The 18126-nt window shown below is 62.7% G+C and carries 16 protein-coding genes, 1 tRNA gene and 2 riboswitches; of the genes, 11 read left to right on the plus strand and 6 right to left on the minus strand.

All coding sequences use genetic code 11. From position 1 onward, the window contains the following. Positions 1-34 precede the first annotated feature (34 nt). Genes gcvP through gcvT form a run of 3 tightly spaced genes read right to left on the minus strand, consistent with a single transcriptional unit; the run spans position 35 to position 4417 of the window. On the minus strand, positions 35-2899 hold the full coding sequence (gene gcvP / locus A3AY_RS0105820; protein ID WP_018324753.1) for an aminomethyl-transferring glycine dehydrogenase: 2865 nt from the start codon (positions 2897-2899) through the stop codon (positions 35-37). Next, entirely contained in the window at positions 2899-3261 is a 363-nt protein-coding gene (gcvH, locus tag A3AY_RS0105825; protein ID WP_018324754.1) for a glycine cleavage system protein GcvH, read from the minus strand. Before gcvH ends, gcvP begins: the two co-directional genes overlap by 1 nt. 16 nt (positions 3262-3277) lie before the next feature. Next, positions 3278-4417, minus strand: coding sequence for a glycine cleavage system aminomethyltransferase GcvT (gcvT, locus tag A3AY_RS0105830; RefSeq protein WP_026203152.1), 1140 nt, complete (start codon positions 4415-4417; stop codon positions 3278-3280). Between the two features lie 66 nt (positions 4418-4483). Beyond that, positions 4484-4559: riboswitch (glycine riboswitch) on the minus strand. Positions 4560-4562: 3 nt separating this feature from the next. Next, positions 4563-4646, minus strand: a riboswitch (glycine riboswitch). Positions 4647-4807: 161 nt separating this feature from the next. On the opposite strand from gcvT, the gene A3AY_RS34515 reads away from it, so the two are divergent. Both A3AY_RS34515 and A3AY_RS0105840 read left to right on the plus strand, forming a co-directional pair. Continuing rightward, entirely contained in the window at positions 4808-5209 is a 402-nt protein-coding gene (locus A3AY_RS34515) for a DUF2946 family protein (protein WP_112864722.1), read from the plus strand. Positions 5210-5313: 104 nt separating this feature from the next. Beyond that, positions 5314-6291, plus strand: a complete 978-nt coding sequence (locus tag A3AY_RS0105840) for a DUF1775 domain-containing protein (RefSeq protein WP_018324757.1) — start codon at positions 5314-5316, stop codon at positions 6289-6291. 83 nt (positions 6292-6374) lie between these two features. Here the strand turns inward: A3AY_RS0105840 and A3AY_RS34520 are convergent, their stop codons facing one another. Further along, positions 6375-6668 carry a hypothetical protein gene (locus A3AY_RS34520; RefSeq protein ID WP_018324758.1) on the minus strand — a complete coding sequence of 98 codons (294 nt, stop codon included), beginning with the start codon at positions 6666-6668 and terminating at the stop codon, positions 6375-6377. A 340-nt stretch (positions 6669-7008) separates the two neighbouring features. Between A3AY_RS34520 and A3AY_RS0105850 the strand changes: the two genes are divergently transcribed. The 3 genes from A3AY_RS0105850 (at position 7009) to A3AY_RS0105860 (ending at position 9488) form a co-directional block, all read left to right on the plus strand. Next, complete coding sequence (locus A3AY_RS0105850; protein ID WP_018324759.1) at positions 7009-7722, plus strand: L,D-transpeptidase; 714 nt, start codon at positions 7009-7011, stop codon at positions 7720-7722. 150 nt (positions 7723-7872) lie between these two features. Further along, the gene (locus A3AY_RS0105855; RefSeq protein ID WP_018324760.1) at positions 7873-8919 is read left to right on the plus strand and encodes a hypothetical protein; all 1047 of its coding nucleotides are present in this window, start codon (positions 7873-7875) and stop codon (positions 8917-8919) included. A 170-nt stretch (positions 8920-9089) separates the two neighbouring features. Then, a complete protein-coding gene (locus A3AY_RS0105860) occupies positions 9090-9488 on the plus strand; it encodes a VOC family protein (protein ID WP_018324761.1) in 399 nt (132 codons plus the stop codon). Positions 9489-10159: 671 nt separating this feature from the next. Here A3AY_RS0105860 and A3AY_RS0105865 read toward each other — a convergent pair. Then, positions 10160-10235, minus strand: a tRNA-Lys gene (locus A3AY_RS0105865). A 197-nt stretch (positions 10236-10432) separates the two neighbouring features. On the opposite strand from A3AY_RS0105865, the gene A3AY_RS0105870 reads away from it, so the two are divergent. After that, positions 10433-11182 (plus strand): cytochrome c biogenesis CcdA family protein, encoded by a 750-nt coding sequence (locus A3AY_RS0105870; RefSeq protein WP_018324762.1) that lies wholly within the window; start codon positions 10433-10435, stop codon positions 11180-11182. Positions 11183-11296: 114 nt separating this feature from the next. Here the strand turns inward: A3AY_RS0105870 and A3AY_RS0105875 are convergent, their stop codons facing one another. Further along, on the minus strand, positions 11297-12502 hold the full coding sequence (locus tag A3AY_RS0105875; RefSeq protein ID WP_018324763.1) for a UbiH/UbiF family hydroxylase: 1206 nt from the start codon (positions 12500-12502) through the stop codon (positions 11297-11299). Positions 12503-12778: 276 nt separating this feature from the next. Between A3AY_RS0105875 and pcsA the strand changes: the two genes are divergently transcribed. Genes pcsA through A3AY_RS0105900 form a run of 5 tightly spaced genes read left to right on the plus strand, consistent with a single transcriptional unit; the run spans position 12779 to position 18123 of the window. After that, positions 12779-13504 carry a phosphatidylcholine synthase gene (pcsA, locus tag A3AY_RS0105880; RefSeq protein WP_018324764.1) on the plus strand — a complete coding sequence of 242 codons (726 nt, stop codon included), beginning with the start codon at positions 12779-12781 and terminating at the stop codon, positions 13502-13504. 9 nt (positions 13505-13513) lie between these two features. Continuing rightward, positions 13514-14491: a quinone oxidoreductase family protein gene (locus tag A3AY_RS0105885; RefSeq protein ID WP_018324765.1), complete on the plus strand. Its 978-nt coding sequence runs from the start codon at positions 13514-13516 to the stop codon at positions 14489-14491. Positions 14492-14544: 53 nt separating this feature from the next. Continuing rightward, entirely contained in the window at positions 14545-16119 is a 1575-nt protein-coding gene (locus tag A3AY_RS0105890) for an ABC transporter ATP-binding protein (RefSeq protein ID WP_040668202.1), read from the plus strand. Then, positions 16109-17203, plus strand: a complete 1095-nt coding sequence (locus tag A3AY_RS0105895; protein ID WP_018324767.1) for an ABC transporter permease — start codon at positions 16109-16111, stop codon at positions 17201-17203. The genes A3AY_RS0105890 and A3AY_RS0105895 overlap by 11 nt, the downstream gene beginning before the upstream one ends. Then, complete coding sequence (locus tag A3AY_RS0105900; protein ID WP_018324768.1) at positions 17203-18123, plus strand: ABC transporter permease; 921 nt, start codon at positions 17203-17205, stop codon at positions 18121-18123. The genes A3AY_RS0105895 and A3AY_RS0105900 overlap by 1 nt, the downstream gene beginning before the upstream one ends. The last annotated feature ends 3 nt before the right edge of the window (positions 18124-18126 follow it).

Below are 18126 nucleotides of genomic sequence, written 5' to 3' on the forward strand. Positions count from 1 at the left end.
GAAGGGGCGCATGAAGCGCCCCCGGTTTCAAGCGTTACTCTGCCGCCTCGGCGTAGGCCTCCAGCGGCGGGCAGGTGCAGACGAGGTTGCGGTCGCCGAAGACATTGTCGACCCGGTTGACCGGCGACCAGTATTTGTCGACGCGGAAGGCGCCCGGCGGGTAGCAGGCCTGTTCGCGCGAATAGGGGCGGTCCCAGTCGCCGACGAGGTCTTCCACCGTATGCGGCGCATTCTTCAGCGGATTGTTCACCCGGTCCATCCCGCCATCCTCGATCGCCTGAGCTTCGGCGCGGATCGCCAGCATGGCATCGCAGAAGCGGTCGAGTTCGGCCTTGGTTTCCGATTCCGTCGGTTCGATCATCAGCGTGCCGGCGACCGGCCAGCTCATGGTCGGCGCGTGGAAGCCGCAGTCGATCAGCCGCTTGGCGACGTCGTCCACGGTGACGCCGGCGCTGTCCACCAGCGGACGCGTGTCGATGATGCATTCATGCGCCACGCGGCCCCTGGCCGACTTGTAGAGCACGCCGTAGGCGCCCTTCAGGCGTGCGGCGATGTAGTTGGCGTTGAGGATCGCCACCTTGGTCGCCTGCGTCAGCCCTTCGCCGCCCATCATCAGGCAGTAGCTCCACGAGATCGGCAGGATCGAGGCCGAGCCGAACGGCGCTGCCGACACGGCACCTTCGCCGCCGTCCGTTTCCGGATGTCCCGGCAGGAACGGTGCCAAGTGGGCCTTGACGCCGATCGGTCCCATGCCCGGGCCGCCGCCGCCATGCGGAATGCAGAAGGTCTTGTGCAGGTTGAGATGGCTGACGTCTGAGCCGATATCGCCCGGCCGGGCAAGGCCGACCATGGCGTTCATGTTGGCACCGTCGAGATAGACCTGGCCACCATGCTTGTGGACAATGTCGCAGACCTCGCGCACGTTTTCCTCGAACACGCCGTGGGTGGACGGATAGGTGATCATGCAGCACGAGAGGTTTTCAGCGTACTGCGCTGCTTTTGCACGGAAATCTTCCATGTCGATGTCGCCGTTGTCGCTGACCTTGACGACCACCACCTTCATGCCGGCCATTTGCGCGGAGGCCGGGTTGGTACCGTGCGCCGAGGTCGGGATCAGGCAGACATCGCGGTGACTGTCGCCATTGGCAAGGTGATAGGCCCGGATCGTCAGCAGGCCGGCATATTCCCCTTGTGCACCGGAATTCGGCTGCATGGAGATCGCATCGTAGCCGGTCACCGCGCAGAGCTTCTGCGACAGGTCGGTGATCATGTGGCGATAGCCTTCGGCCTGGTCCGCCGGCACGAACGGATGAATTTCCGAGAATTCCGGCCAGGTGATCGGCAGCATTTCCGCTGTCGCATTCAGCTTCATCGTGCAGGAGCCGAGCGGGATCATCGAGCGATCGAGCGCCAGATCGCGGTCCGACAGCCGGCGGATATAGCGCGTCATTTCGCTTTCCGCCCGGTTCATGTGGAAGATAGGATGGGTCAGGTATTCGCTGGTGCGCAGCAGCCCTCCCGGCAGACGATAGCCGGGGTCGAAGTCTTCGACGCTGAAATCGCCGCCGAACGCCCGCCAGACGGCCTCCAGCGTCACCGGCCGCGACCGTTCGTCGAGGCTGATGCCGATCTTGGTGGTGCCGATCCGGCGCAGGTTGACCTCCTCGGCGACGGCCGTCTTCAGGATGATGCCCTGCAGCTTGCCGACATCGACGGTGATCGTGTCGAAGAACACGTCAGGCTCGACGGTGTAGCCGAGCTTCTCGAGCCCCATGGCAAGCCGAACGGTCTTCTGGTGAACACTCTGGGCGATCGCCTTGATGCCCTTTGGACCGTGGAAAACCGCATACATCGATGCCATGACGGCGAGCAGCACCTGTGCCGTGCAGATGTTGGATGTCGCCTTTTCCCGGCGGATGTGCTGTTCGCGCGTCTGCAGCGAAAGCCGGTAGGCGCGGTTGCCGCGGCTGTCGACGGACACGCCGACGAGGCGGCCGGGCATCGATCGCTTGTAGGCGTCCTTGACGGCCATGTAGGCCGCATGCGGGCCGCCGTAGCCGACCGGAACACCGAAGCGCTGGGTGCAGCCGATGGCGATGTCGGCGCCCATTTCGCCCGGCGACTTCAAGAGAGCCAGTGCCAGCGGATCGGCGGCGATGACCGCGATCGCGCCGGCCTGATGCAGACGGGCGATCAGACCGGTAAAGTCGCTCACATGGCCGTAGGTGCCGGGATACTGGAAGATCGCGCCGAAGACGCTTGCCGATTCCAGATCTGTATGGGGATTGCCGACGACGACCGTCCAGCCGAGCGGTTCGGCGCGCGTCTTGATCAGCGCGACCGTCTGCGGATGGCAATTCTCGTCGACGAAGAATGCGGTTTCCTTGGATTTCGACACGCGCTCGGCCATCGCCATGGCTTCGGCAGCGGCAGTTGCCTCGTCGAGCAGCGAGGCGTTGGCAACGTCGAGGCCGGTGAGGTCACAGACCATCGTCTGGTAGTTCAGGAGTGCTTCCAGGCGGCCCTGGCTGATTTCCGGCTGGTAAGGCGTGTAGGCGGTGTACCAGGCAGGATTTTCGAGAATGTTGCGCTGGATCACCGGCGGCGTGATCGTGCCGTAATAGCCCTGGCCGATCAGCGAGACGAGCTTCTTGTTGCGGTTGGCCGTCTCGCGCATCTTGTCGAGCGCCTCGCGCTCGGTCATCGCAGCCCCCCAGGCAAGCGGGCTCTTCTGGCGGATCGACGGCGGAACCGTGTCGTCGATCAACGCGTCGAGGCTGTCATAACCGATCACCTGGAGCATCGCCGCCATTTCGTCGGGCGAGGGCCCGATATGGCGGCGGTTGGCGAAGTCATACGGTTTGTAGTCGGTGAAGGTGAAGTCTTTCGGCATGCTCATCAGGCGATCAGCTCCTTGTAGGCGGCTTCGTCGAGCAGCGCATTGGCGGCAGACGGATCGGCGAGCTTCAGTTTGAAGAACCAGCCGGCGCCCTGCGGATCGCTGTTGACCAGAGACGGGTCATCGACGATCGCCTGGTTGCTCTCGATAATTTCGCCGTCGAGCGGACAATAGACGTCGGAAGCGGCCTTGACGGATTCGACCGTGGCCGCCGTTGCGCCCTTGTCGAGGCTCGTTCCGGCTTCCGGCAGTTCGACGAAAACGAGATCGCCAAGCTGTTCGGCGGCATGCGCGGTGATGCCGACGGTCGCCACGTCACCCTCGATTTTCAGCCATTCGTGTTCGTCGGTAAATTTCAGCATCGGGTTTTGCTCCGGATCAACGTTTGTAAGTTGGGGTGATGAAGGGAAGGGATGAGACAGTGACGGGCAGGTATTTGCCGCGCACCTCCGCGAAAAGCTGGGTGCCGTTGGCGATATAGGGAGCGGCGACGTAGCCCATGGCGACCGGATGATCGACACTCGGGCCGAAGCCGCCCGACGTGACGACGCCGGCTTGCGTGTGACCCTGCGCATCGGCATAGAGCATCGCACCGCCGCGCACGGGGGCTTTCCCGTCCGGCTTCAGGCCAACGCGCCGGCGACCGGCGCCTTCGGCAAACTGGCCAAGGATGATCGGCGCGCCGGGAAAGCCGCCTTCGCGCGCACCTCCGGCACGGCGGGCCTTTTGCATCGCCCATTCAAGCGCGGCCTCTACCGGGGTCGTGCCGGTGTCGATATCGTTTCCATAGAGACAGAGCCCGGCTTCCAGTCGGAGCGAATCGCGGGCTCCAAGGCCGATCGGCAGGACATCCGGATGCTCGAGGATGCGGCGCGTGACGTCTTCGGCGGAGGCGGCCGGGATGGAAATTTCAAATCCATCCTCGCCCGTATAGCCGGAGCGGGAAATGATGCAGGGCACATCATGCAGGGCGGCCTCGGCGACGTCCATGAAGCGCATGGTGGCGATATCGGCCCAAAGTTCGGCAAGAACACATTCGGCGCGCGGACCCTGCAACGCGATCAGCGCGCGGTCATCGAGCAAGGCGAGATCGCAGGTCGCGCCCAGATGATCTTGCAGGTGCGCGAAATCGGCATCCTTGCAGGCGGCGTTGACGACCAGAAAAAGATGGTCGCCGCGATTGGCGATCATCAGGTCGTCGAGAATGCCGCCCTGGTCGTTGGTGAACAGCCCGTAGCGCTGGCGGTTTTCGCCAAGGCCGAGCACATCGACCGGCACGAGCTTTTCAAGCGCAAGTGCTGCGTCCTCGATCTTTCCGGATTTCGGCCGCAGGATGATCTGGCCCATGTGCGAAACGTCGAACAGGCCGGCGGCGCCGCGAGTGTGGAGATGCTCCTTCATCACGCCGGCCGGATATTGCACCGGCATGTCATAGCCGGCAAAGGGCACCATGCGGGCGCCAAGTGACACGTGCAGCGCATGCAACGGTGTCCGTTTCAGGGGAGAATGATCGTCCAAATCCGGCCTCCAGGTCTGGCGCGACGCGCCGGCTCATCTCCACGCGCATTGACTGCGGCGTATCCTCGAGCCCCCTCTGTCCCTTTGCCTGAGATTGTTATCCCTTCGGCGAGCGAAAACGCTTCTCTCCAGAGTCCTTTCGGCACCTTGCTGGTCCTTTGGCCTGAGAGTTTCCGGGGCGGTTGCTCCTTCGGCACCGGTATGAACCGGATTCTCCCAACAAGATCGGGTTCAGATAACGGCGATCGCAATTGCTTGGCAAGCGCAAAATGTCGCGCTCGAACAGATTTTTGCCGCAACTGTTTCAACATACCTCCTCGGTGCGTCAAAGTAGCCTTTGCTTTTTTCGTACCGAAACGATAACGCAAGCGGCCAAGACGGGGACAATCGATGGCCAGAGCCGGACGACAGTGGCAGATGACGGTGCGCGTGCTTTCGGCACTTGCCCTCCTGTTCCTGTCTTTTGCCCATCAGCCGGCGTTCGCCCGACAGCTTGCCCCGGAAATGGCGGCGAACTACGTCCTGCCGGATGGCACGATTGCCGACATCTGCTTCGGATCGGAGGGTGTCGACGATCACAATGACCCACACAATGCCCCGCACGAGGGCGTTGTACCGCTCTGCGACTATTGCCGGCTCGCCGCTTCGATTGCCTTGCTGTCGCCCCCGAGTGAAGCCTATCTCATCCTCCGCGTCGCCGCGCTTGCCGAGGGCAAGACGGATTTTTCGGCCATTTTTGTCGAATATCCGCGCACCCTGCCGCAGTCGCGTGCTCCTCCGCTGTCTCTCTGACCTCATCGCTTCGGCGATTCTTCCATGTTTTTAGTCACTTCAGCCGCTTGATGCGGCGTTGACCGGATTGCCGCGGTGGCAACTCCGGTGCGGAGACCAGATCAATGACACAGACCAGAACAGCCCTTCTTGCACTCATCCTTTCGCTGGCCGGGGCCGCAGCTGCCCATGCGCATGCGTCTTTCGAAGACGACGAAGCTGCCTCGGAAAGCGGCTTCAAGGCCGTGCTGCAGATTCCGCACGGCTGCGACGGCAAGGCGACGACCGAAGTGCAGGTGAAACTGCCGGAAGGCTTCGTCTTCGCCAAGCCGCAGCCGAAGGCCGGTTGGGAGATCGAGATTATCAGGGGCGACTACCAGAAAAGCTATGACAACCACGGCAAGACGGTGACGTCCGGGCCGCTCGAAATCCGCTGGAAGAACGGCAATCTGTCCGACGACTATTACGACACCTTCGCCATCAAGGGGACGATCTCCGGCTTCGACAAGCAGACTGACATCGCCTTTCCGGTAACGCAGCTTTGCGGTGCGACCGACAAGGTGGCCTGGGACGAGATTCCGGCTGAAGGCCAGGACGCCCATTCGCTGAAACATCCGGCGCCGACGGTCACCGTGACACCGGCCACGGCCGCAGGGCATCACGGCCACGACATGGCGGCAATGGCGGGGATGGGCAACACGACGGTCAAGGCCGGATCGCTCGAGATTTCCGGCGGCGCCCTCAAGGCGATGCTGCCAGGCGCCAAGGTCGGCGGCGGCGGCTTTACGGTGAAGAACGACGGCAGCGAGGACGATACCCTGATCTCCGTCGAGAGCCCGGCGGCGGGCCGCGTCGAACTGCACGAGATGACGATGCAGAACGACGTGATGAAGATGCGCAAGCTGGAGCAGGGCATCGCCATTCCGGCGGGGGCGACCGTCGCGCTTGCGAGCGGCGGCCTGCATCTGATGTTCATGGATGTGAAGAAGCCCTTTGCCGCGGGCGACAGCGTGCCGGTGACGCTGACCTTCGAAAAGGCCGGCAAGGTCGATTACATGCTTGCCGTCGGCGATGCCGCTGGCGGCACGCACAAGCACAACTGAGTTTTCCCGTCATGGGGCGGCGCGGACCACTGCGCCGCCGTCTTCCTCCTGCAAGGGACGGTTTAGCCTTCGGAGGGCCCGGCTTACTCGTCTGCTTCCGGCTCGTCGGGACCGAACTCCATGTAGCGGCGAACCACGTCGCCACGCGTGCCTTGCGGCTGGCGGCCGTTGGAACTCATCAGCATCAACGAAAGCGATGTCGGGCTGCGCATGGCCGCGACCGAGGCATGCGTCTTGGCCACATCGTCCTTCGGCCGTGCCGACAGCAAGGTGATCGCTTCCTCGGCCGGGCCATCGCCGCTCATCCGCGCGGACGGCTTTACGCCCTGCGCCGCGTAAGCCGCCGTGGTGGCTGACATGGTAATGACCTGGCTCATGACGATCTGCCCGGTGACAGGGGCTCCTTCGGATGTGGCAATCCATTCGCATTAATCCGGGCGCCATTTCATTCACGTGAAATCGGGTGCTCGCATTTGAGACGAATTTTACCAATGCGCCGCAGGAGGCATCTTCCCTCCCGTCACGGCCCATCACGATGCGGTGACCGGGCGGCAAATCGTGTTGGCAGGGCCGTCTTGTGGCGTTGGAAACCGGCGCGAATAGCGGCATAACAATAGTGACCCGATTCTGGCCGACGAATGGCGATGTGGCGGCACCGGCCGACATCTCGTCCACCATCGTCAGGCCGGGACCGGCTGCGTCACTGCAATGCGATCGATGGGGCTCATGACAATCGACAATCGTTTCTCCCGCCGGGGATTTCTCGCGGCGCTTGCGGCATCGGCTGGCACGCTTGCCGGCTGCACCACCGGTCCCTTGCGCCGACGCCCGGCACCGACGCCGGGCATCGTCCAGAGGCCGGTCGGGCCACCCTCCGAGGCTGAGCTGCAGGTGATGTACGGGCCGGTGGAGGATGGTGGCTATCTGATCCCGGCGGTGCCCTATCAACAGATCGATCCGCAATTCTACCGTCAGCGCGTCTACGACCCGACGGGCGAGGCGCCCGGCACCGTGGTCGTCGACACGCCGTCGCGGCTTCTCTATGTCGTCGAGCCGGGCGGCACAGCGATGCGCTACGGCGTCGGCATCGGCCGCGAAGGCTTTGCCTGGCAGGGCGACGGCGTGATCCACTGGCGCCAGGCCTGGCCGCACTGGAAGCCGCCCAACGAGATGGTCGCCCGCCAGCCGAGCCTCGCGAAATATTCGATCGAGAACGGCGGCATGCCGCCTGGGCTCGACAATCCGCTCGGCGCGCGGGCGCTCTACATCTTCCAGAACGGCGAGGACACGCTCTACCGGCTGCATGGCAATCCGGAATGGCAGTCGATCGGCAAGGCGGTGTCGTCGGGCTGCGTGCGGCTTCTGAACCAGGACGTCATCGATCTCTACGCGCGGGTTCCGGCCAAGGCACGGATCGTCGTCTGGCAATGAGGTGCCGGCGGCTCCGCTGCAACAAGTCTTGCTTCTGATTAACGGAAAGCTAACCGCTTCATCGGATTCTGTCCGTAGTCGGGGCGAACGGCACCCTGATTTGGATCTTTCGACACAACTTTGGCACGTTTTCCGGCAATAGACGCTTTCATGCTTCCTTCGATTTCCCCTTCCAGCGCCGTGATGCGCACCGCCCGCCGCGTTCTCACCCGGACGGCCGCCGCCTTTCTCCTCGGCGTGGCGCTGTCCGGCTGCATGGGGCTGGACGATCTCACCGAGGCCCCGCCGAAGCTCTCCAGCAAGATGATCGCCGAGATGTCGAAGAAGGGCATGAAGCCGGAAAGCCCGGTGCTGATCCGCATCTTCAAGCAGGAAAGCGAGCTCGAGGTCTGGAAGGTCGACAAGTCCGGCACCTATGCGCTGTTCAAGACCTATCCGATGTGCCGCTGGTCGGGAAAGCTCGGCCCGAAGACGAGGATCGGCGACCGGCAGGCGCCGGAAGGCTTCTATCATGTCTCGGCGGGCCAGCTTAATCCGAACTCGCAATATTACGTCTCCTTCAATCTCGGCTATCCGAACCGGCTCGAAGCGGCGCTCGGCCATACCGGCGAGGCGCTGATGGTGCATGGAGCCTGCTCGTCCTCCGGCTGCTACGCCATGACCGACCAGGGCGTCGGCGAAATCTATGCGATCGTGCAGAAGGCGCTTTCGAGCGGACAGGAGAATTTCCAGGTCCAGGCCTTTCCCTTCCGCATGATGGCGAAGAACATGATCGAACACCGCGACGATCAGAACATGCCCTTCTGGCGGACGCTGAAAGAGGGCTACGACGCCTTCGAGGTGACGCACCGGCAGCCGAAGGTGTCCATCTGCGAAAGCCGCTACGTCTTCAACAAGGAATTCGAGGGCGGCGAGCCCGCCGATCCGCTCGCCGCCTGCCCGGCGGTCGTCAACCAGCTCGAGCCGCAGGCGATGGCGAAGATCGTGGCGGAGGAGCGCAAGGTCGACGCGGCGATGACCGAGGCCCTTCCCGCGAGCACGTCGATGAGCGCCTATGTCGATGGCGGCATGCATCCGCGTTTCCGCACACTGCTGAAGCGCGAAGGGCCGCAGAAGCTGGCGGCGAGCATTTCCGCCACCAAATACCCGATCAGCCGCCCGGAAGCGGCATTGGCCGACCCGTTCGCCGGACGGTGAGGGCGGGGCGTCGCATAGAAGGTGACATCGCCCATGCCACGCTCGGCGGTTTTGCCCCGCGCCCGCGGTGACGGCCTGAGTCCGGCCCAAGCGGCATGCGTCCGCGCGGCGAGGGGTGGCCTTCCGCGCCAGGGCCCGGCATGCTATGCGGTGTTGCCGGAGGATTTGTCATGCGCCATCGTTACAGCCTCGACCATGTTGCACTGCTGGTCAGCGATCTCGAGCGCAGCGTCGCGTTCTACCGGGATGTCATGGGCTTCGAGCCGATCCCGCGCGAAGGCAGCGCCAATGTCGCCTGGCTGGAAATCGGCGGTGGCGATGCGATCCATCTCATCGCCGGCGATTTCGGCGCCACGCACGTGACGAAGGAGACGCATGTCGCCATCTCCACGGCCGATTTCGACGCCTTCGTCGCCCATATCGGCGCGCTCGGCATTCCCTTTACCGACTGGCCGGGCAATCCCGGCCGCATCGGCCTGCACCGCAACGGCTTCGCCCAGATCTACGTTCAGGATCCCGACGGATACTGGATCGAAATCAACGACCACCGGCCGCCCGGCGCGGCTTGACGGCATGAGGACACGCGCCTTCGTTCACGCGCGGGAAAACCGCCGTGGTTGTCAAAGGGCATTTCGGACGGGGCGCTGAAAGCTGCCTCGTGAAAATAGAATGGGTGACACCTCTCCGCGCCCCGTTCGGCGGTTTTTGCCCGCAAACTCGTTCCGCTACGGCCTTGTCGGCCCTCTGTGCGATTGCACGCCCGCAGCAGCAGCATCGGCCTGCGGAGGGGAACCTTCTCGCGAACCCCGATGCCAAGGACTTCCGTCCTTTCCTTGAGACCGGCGCCGGCCCCGCCAGACTGCCACGGCTGGCAGCGTATCCGTGGGCGGGACGGGAAGATTATGGCAGAGGTTTCGATGGCGGGGATGGATGGGGATGTGGGGCTTGTCCCTCACCAACAAAATCTGACAGTTAGAAGGCTTATCATTCCTCGTCCTCGGGTTAAACCCGAGGACGAGGATGACGACCTTGGAGGGCGACGGGCAATGCTGACGATGCCGTGGCTGCCCCGACCTCAGAGATAGGTGCCCAAGACATTGGGGAACGTTTTTCGCTTTGCGGGAGGTGTGGATGCCGTGGAGAGAGACTTCGGTGATGGAGGAACGTTCGGCACGAGGTTGTCACCCATGTCTTAGGTACAAACTGTTACCTATGTCTCCGGGTCGGACAATCTCTTTTTTGGTGAGCGCGCAGGGATTCGAACCCTGGACCTACTGATTAAAAGTCAGTTGCTCTACCGGCTGAGCTACGCGCTCCCTCAAAACCGGGGCGTTGCGTGCCCGGCGGAAGTGGGCGGACATATGCACAGCGGGCTTGTTTTGGTCAACCCAAAAAAAGCGGACGAAACTGCAAATTCGATGATTTGCATGGAGATCGCCAAAAGGTGATTGGTTTGGAGGGGGCATCGGCGTTAAGACGGCGCGAGCGTGTTGCAGGCTGGAGTTCTTAACGGGTGTCGATCGCTGATATTTCCATCTGGACCGCCATCGTGGCGGGCGCGCTGTCGTTTCTTTCGCCTTGTGTATTGCCGTTGGTGCCGCCCTATCTCTGTTACATGGCGGGCATTTCGGTCGATCAGTTTCGCGGTGGTGAAAATGAAGCCGCTGTGGCCGGCACGCGGCGCGCGGTGTTCGGTGCGGCGTTCTTCTTCACGCTGGGCTTTGCCACCGTCTTCGTGGCGCTCGGGGCAGGAGCCTCCACCATCGGCCTCGTCCTGCGCCAGCATATCGATATCCTGTCGCGCGTCGGCGGTCTGGTCATCATCGTCATGGGACTGCATTTCCTCGGTGTCTTGCGCATCGGACTGCTTGGCCGGGAAGCCCGCTTCCAGGGTGGCGGCAAGCCGGCAACGCTGTCAGGCGCCTATATCATGGGCCTTGCCTTCGCCTTCGGCTGGACGCCCTGCATCGGTCCCGTGCTCGGCACGATCCTCGGGGTCGCAGCCGCGCGCGACACGGTCGGCGATGGCGCGATCCTGCTGGCCGTCTATTCGCTCGGGTTGGCGATCCCTTTCTGGATCGCCGCGGGCTTTTCCGGCGCCTTCATGAGGTTCCTGTCGCGTTTCCGCCGTCACCTCGGCCTGGTCGAGAAACTGATGGGTGTTTTCCTCATCCTTGCGGGCCTTGCCTTCGTCTTCGGCGTCATCAGTTCCGTGGCGATCTGGTTCCAGGAGACCTTTCCCGTGCTGATGCAGATCGGCTAAGCAGACTTTCGTCGGCAAGCCAACGAAAGTCTGCTTAGCTTTCCTTGTTTTGTCGCAGGTTTTGATCGGAAAACCGTGGAACACTTTTCCGAAACCTGCTTAGGCCAGATCGGTTCAGGCGCGCTGCCAGCCGATCTTTTCCTGCAGGGAACTGCGCAATGTCTGCAGCGCGCTGCCGGGGTTCAGCCCCTCGTGCATCATGAGGTTGCGCAGCAGCGGAACGCTGGCGAGAGCCTGCAGTCCTGCGGCGCGCAGCAACTGCACCGGCAGCAACTCGGACAGCAGCGAGCGGTTGAGCAGATCGACACTGAAGGTACGGGTCAGGACATCGGTCCGCCGCCTGCGGTCATAGCGTGCACCAAAGTCGGCGGGGATGACCGGGAGATCGGAAAGCAGTGCGCTCGCTGCCATGATATCGCGAAGACTGAGGTTGAGCCCCTGCGCGCCGATCGGCGGAAAGGCGTGCGCTGCCTCCCCGATCAGGATGGTTCGCTGCTTGCCGAAAGCCCTGGCGGCCATGCCGGAGAGCGGAAAGGACTGGGCTGTGCCTTCGACAGTCACTTTTCCCAGGATCGACTGCATCCGCCGTTCCACGGCAAGCGACAGTTCCTCGGCCGAAAGTGCCAGCGTCGCCGCGGCGGCGTCCGGCTTTTGCACCCAGACGAGGCTGGAGCGCGAGCCGGGCAGCGGGACTTGCGTGAACGGACCGTCCGGCGTGTGGAACTCGGTCGAGATGTTCTGGTGCGGCATCTGGTGGGCGAAATTGAGCACCACCGCGGTTTGCGGATAAGACCAGCTGTGCACATCTATGCCGGCTGCCGCGCGCACTGCGGATTTACGCCCGTCGGCACCCAGGACCAGATCGGCGGTGACGATGCGGCCGTCATCCAGCTTCAGGGTCGCCCGTTTGGCGTCGATTTCAATCTGCGACAGGCTCGCGATGATTCGCACAAGCGACGGGCGGGTTTCAGCCTCCTTCTCCAGGAGCGCGAGGAAGGGCGTATTGGGGATATTGTAGCCAAAGGCGTCGAGCCCCACTTCGGCCGCATGAAAGGTCACGGTCGGTGCCCGCAGCAGCCGGTCGGTCCCGTCGATGATGCGCATGGTGGCAAGCGGCGCCGCCAGGGGTTCGATCCTCTCCCACAGTCCCAGTCGCCGCACAAGATCGAGCGAGTGATCCATCAGTGCCGTCGTTCGACCGTCGGGGCGTCCGGGCGCCGGCGCGATCAGCACGACGCTTCGTCCCGAATCGGCCAGGGCGAGGGCGGCGAGCGATCCGGCAAGCCCAGCCCCGACGATCGCGATTTCGAAATGATCCATGGCGTGGCTTCCTGCTTGTGCTTGCCGATATTGTCCCAATCTTAGCCGCCACCGCACCCGATTGAAATGGGGTGAAGTGGCGCAGGCTGCCGCAGATGCGTCCACAGCTGAATCCCATGGTTTTTCAAGGGTCGGTGATTTTTGCTGGCAGCCAAACTGAAACGGTGCATATTACCGCCAACACCGCCCAAGGCGGGCAAAGAAGCGTGAGCTCTCGGCACGGCCGGTTCAGAGCGCTTCGGGGAAGTGCAGAGTAAGGACGGGTGCGGTCTGCTGATGAAGTTTTTCAATTACAAGCGCGTGCCCTACGCCGAAATCCGTGCCTTTTCCGTTCATATCCTTACGGCGTCCGGTTCGTTCCTCGCCTTTCTCGGCGTGGTCGCGGCAGCTGAACACCGCTTCGTCGACATGTTCTGGTGGCTGGGCCTTGCGCTGGCCGTCGACGGCATAGACGGGCCGATCGCCCGCAAGGTGCGCGTCAAGGAAGTCCTGCCGAACTGGTCGGGCGATACGCTCGACAACGTCATCGACTATGTAACATACGTCCTGCTGCCGGCCTTTGCGCTCTACCAGAGCGGCATGATCGGCGAGCCCTGGTCGTTCGTTGCTGCCGGCGCAATCGTGATGTCGAGCGCGATCTACTATGCCGACATGGGCATGAAGACGGACGAATATTTCTTCTCCGGCTTTCCTGTCGTCTGGAACATGGTGGTTTTCACGCTGTTCGTCATCGACGCCAGCGAGATTGCCGCTTCGGTCGTCGTGTTCGTGTCCGTCTTCCTGACCTTCATGCCGATCAATTTCCTTCATCCGGTACGGGTCCAGCGGCTGCGATCGCTCAATCTTGCCGTTTTTGCCATCTGGTCCGCGCTTGGCGTTTATGCGCTGCTGTTGCATTTCAATACGCCCGGCTGGGTCGTCGCCGGCGTTGTCGGCACCGGGCTCTATCTCTACGTCATCGGTTTCGTCTTGCAGCTATTTCCCCGTCTCGGGCGGGGTTGAGGAGGTTACATGGCACAGGCCATCGTCGTGCGCGCCCTTGGCGGGCCGGAGGTACTGAAAATCGAGGGAATCACGCTGTCGCCGCCAGGCCCGGGTGAAGTCCAGATTCGTCAGGTCGCCGTCGGTGTGAACTTTATCGACGTCTACTTCCGCACCGGTCTCTACAAATCCGCCGAAGGCCTTCCCTTCATCCCGGGCAAGGAGGGCGCAGGCATCGTGACGGCGGTGGGCGATAACGTCAGCACCTTCGCAGTCGGCGACCGCGTCGCCTATGCCTCCTCCGACGGCGCCTATAGCAGCGAGCGCAACGTCGAGGTTTCGCAACTGGTGAAAGTGCCTGACGACATCACGCTGGAGACGGCGGCGGCGATGATGCTGAAGGGCATGACGGCGCAATACCTACTCAACCAGACCTTCAAGGTCGGTCCTGAAACGACCCTGCTGTTCCATGCCGCTGCCGGTGGTGTCGGCCTGATCGCCGGACAATGGGCGAAGGCGCTCGGCGCGACCGTCATCGGCACGGCCGGTTCGCAAGACAAGATCGATCTCGCGCTCGCCCATGGCTATGACCATGTCATCAACTACCGTACGGATAATTTCGTCACGCAGGTCAAGGAGATCACCAACGGCAAGGGCGTCGACGTCGTTTATGATTCCGTCGGTCGCGATACGTTCCCGGCCTCGCTCGATTGCATCAGGCCGCGCGGCCTTTGGGTCAGCTTCGGCAATTCCTCCGGGCCGGTCGAAGGCGTCAATATCGGCATTCTCGCGCAAAAGGGATCGCTGTTCGCAACGCGACCGACCCTGTTCAGCTACGTTTCGACGCGCCCCGCTCTGGAGGCGTGTGCAAACTCGCTGTTTGATGTTGTGCAAAGCAACAAAGTGCGTATCAATATCAACCAGACCTATGCGCTTGCCGACGCAAGCAAGGCGCACGCGGATCTCGAAGCAAGAAAAACGAGTGGAACAACATTGCTGATTCCTTGAGAAAAGCCGAAAAAAGGCAGACAAGGCAGCAGGATAAGAAAAATGAGGGCGGCGTGTCGGCTGAGGGACAACCCGCCATCGGTCCATTGCTGACCGTTGGCCAACTGACGAAACTGTTCGGCACATTCGCTGCCTGCAACGGCATCGATCTCGAGATCAAACCGGGTGAAATTCACGCTCTTCTCGGGGAGAACGGTGCCGGCAAATCGACTCTCGTCAAGATGCTGTTCGGTGTTCTGGCGCCGACCAGCGGCGAGATCGTCTGGCAGGGGCAACCCGTCCGGATAGCCAGCCCGAGTGCCGCACGCAGGCTCGGCATCGGCATGGTGTTCCAGCATTTTTCGTTGTTCGAGGCGCTGACGGTTGCCGAAAACATCGCGCTATCGATGGCGCCCGGCATTTCGCTGAATCGCATCGCGGAGGAGGCGTCTGCCCTGTCGCACAGCTACGGCCTGCCGCTCGATCCGAAGGCGCATGTCGCGGATCTTTCGGTCGGCGAGCGTCAGCGCATCGAGATCGTCCGCGCGCTCTTGCAGAACCCGAAACTGATCATTCTCGACGAGCCGACCTCGGTGTTGACGCCGCAGGAAGCCGACCGGCTGTTCGAGACGCTGAACAAGCTGAAGGCCGAAGGCCGATCGGTGCTCTATATCAGCCATCGGCTGGAGGAGGTTCAACGCATCTGCGACCGTGCAACGGTGTTGCGGCACGGCAAGGTCACCGGCGCTTGCGATCCGCGCCGGGAAACGCCGTCTTCGCTGGCGCGCATGATGGTGGGCAGCGATGTCGCGCATGTGAGCGCGGAGGGAACGAGCACGAAGGGCGCCGTGAAGCTGGAGGCGCGGCATCTGTCGGCTCCCGCGAGGACACCGTTCGCGGTCGCGCTGAAAAACATCTGCCTCAAGGTCCATGCCGGCGAAGTGCTGGCCATCGCCGGCGTTGCAGGGAACGGGCAGGGGGAATTGTTCGACGCCCTGTCGGGTGAATATCCGGCCGCGACCGATGATGTCGTTCGCATCGCCGATAAACCTGTGGGAACACGCGGCATCAATGCGCGCCGACTGATGGGCGCCGGTTTCGTGCCGGAAGAGCGCCATGGCCATGCGGCGGTGTCGGCCCTCTCGCTGTCCGATAATCTCATCCTCGCGCGCAGCCAGTCCGATCGCCGGGCCTTCCTCGGCGGTGGCGTGCTTGGCCTCATTCGCCAGGACGCGGTCAAGAGCGCAACCAGGCGTATCGCGCAAGCCATGGACGTGCGCAAGAGCGGCGACAATCCCCCCGCAGGCTCGCTGTCCGGCGGCAATCTGCAGAAATTCATCGTCGGCCGCGAACTCGACCGCCAGCCGACGGTGCTCGTCGTCAACCAGCCGACCTGGGGTGTCGACGCGGGCGCCGCCAGCCGCATTCGCCAGGCGCTGGTCGATCTCGCCAAATCCGGCTCGGCCGTACTCGTCATCAGCCAGGATCTGGACGAAATTTTCGAAGTTGCGACCGAGATCGCCGTGATCAGCGAAGGCAGGCTTTCGGACATCTATCCGGCAGCCGAGCTCTCGCGTGAAAAGATCGGCCTGCTGATGGGCGGCATGTACGGCAAGACCGAGTCCGCGGAGACCGCACATGCGCATTGAACTGGAAAGACGCCCCGAGGTCTCCAGGCTTTTCTCCATCCTGTCGCCCGTTATTGCGCTGGCACTGACGATGATCTTCGGCGGCATCATGTTCCTGCTGCTTGGCAAGAACCCGATCACGGCCCTCCACAGTTTCTTCATCGAACCGCTGATGGAGGTGTGGTCGTTGCATGAACTGGCCATCAAGGCGGCCCCCTTGATCATGATCGGCGTCGGGTTGTCGGTCTGCTACCGGTCGAACAACTGGAACATCGGTGCGGAAGGGCAGTTCATTGCGGGCGCTATCGCCGGCTCGATCCTGCCGGTGGTCTTCCATGAATGGCATTCACCCTTGGTGCTGCCGCTCATGCTTCTCCTCGGCATGCTCGGCGGCGCGCTGTTTGCGGGTATTCCGGCATTCCTGAAGGCGCATCTCAATACCAATGAAATCCTGACCAGCCTGATGCTCGTTTATGTCGCGCAGCTGTTTCTGGACTGGCTGGTGCGCGGGTACTGGCGCAATCCGGGGGGCATGAATTTTCCAGAGACGCGGACTTTCGATCCTGTTGCCGTCCTGCCTGAGATGATCGCCTCCGGACGAACCCATTGGGGCTTCGGTTTCGCCCTCATCGCAGCCGTCGCCATCTGGTTCATGATGCGCTACACGCTTAAGGGGTTCGAAATCACCGTGCTCGGCCAGTCCGAGCGGGCAGGGCGATTTGCGGGGTTCTCGACGCGCAAGATGATCTGGTTTTCGATGCTGCTTTCGGGGGCGCTCGCCGGCCTTGCCGGCATCGCGGAGGTCAGCGGCGCGATCCAGCAGTTGCGGCCAGTCATTTCGCCCGGCTACGGCTTCACCGCCATCATCGTTGCCTTCCTCGGACGGCTTAACCCGCTCGGCATCGTCGTGGCCGGCCTTGTGCTGGCGCTGACCTATCTCGGCGGCGAGGCGGCGCAATTGTCCCTCGGTGTCTCCGACAAGGTGACGCGCGTCTTCCAGGGGCTTCTGCTGTTCTTCGTGCTCTCCTGCGACACGCTCATCCGCTACAAGATCAAGCTCGTCTGGTCGAACCTGACGGGAACGGCCACGGAAGGAGCCCATTGATGGGTATTTTCGAGGCCATCCTCCTGACGGTCATCACCGCAGCGACGCCCCTGGTACTGGCGGCCGTCGGCGAACTCGTGACGGAGCGTTCCGGCGTCCTCAATCTCGGCGTCGAGGGCATGATGATCATGGGTGCGGCTTGCGCCTTCATCGCCACGCAGGTGACCGGATCGCCCTATGTCGGCATCCTCGCCGGTATAGCATCCGGAGCCTTGTTCTCACTGCTGTTCGGCTTTCTGACCCTGACCCTCGTCGCCAATCAGGTGGCCACCGGTCTCGCGCTGACGATTCTCGGCCTCGGCGTTTCCGGCATGATCGGCGAGGCCTATGTCGGCCAGTCGGGCATCAAGCTGCCGCAGATCGTCTTTCCGGTCCTGTCGGACATCCCGTTCCTCGGACCTCTGCTGTTCAAGCAGGACCTCATCTTCTATCTCTCGATTGCCGTTGTCGTGGGCGTGAATTGGTTCCTGTTCAGGAGCCGGGCGGGACTGAAGCTGCGTTCCGTCGGCGACAGCCACGCCTCGGCCCATGCCCTCGGCATCAATGTCATCCGCATGCGCTATCTTGCCGTCATGTTTGGCGGCGCCTGCGCCGGGCTCGCGGGAGCCCAGCTGTCGCTGGTCTACACGCCGCAATGGGTGGAGAACATGTCGGCCGGGCGCGGCTGGATCGCTCTGGCGCTGGTCGTCTTTGCCTCCTGGCGGCCGTGGCGGGTGGTCGCCGGCGGCTATCTTTTCGGCGCCGTGTCGATCAGCCAGTTGCACGCCCAGGCGTTCGGCATCGGGATTCCCTCGCAGTTTCTTTCTGCTCTTCCCTATCTGGCGACGATTGCCGTACTAATTCTCATCTCACACAATCGGCGCACGACGCTGATCAACACCCCGGCATCACTCGGCAAGCCGTTTGTACCGGACCGGTAACAA

This window comes from Rhizobium giardinii bv. giardinii H152 (assembly GCF_000379605.1).
GTDB lineage: Bacteria > Pseudomonadota > Alphaproteobacteria > Rhizobiales > Rhizobiaceae > Pararhizobium > Pararhizobium giardinii.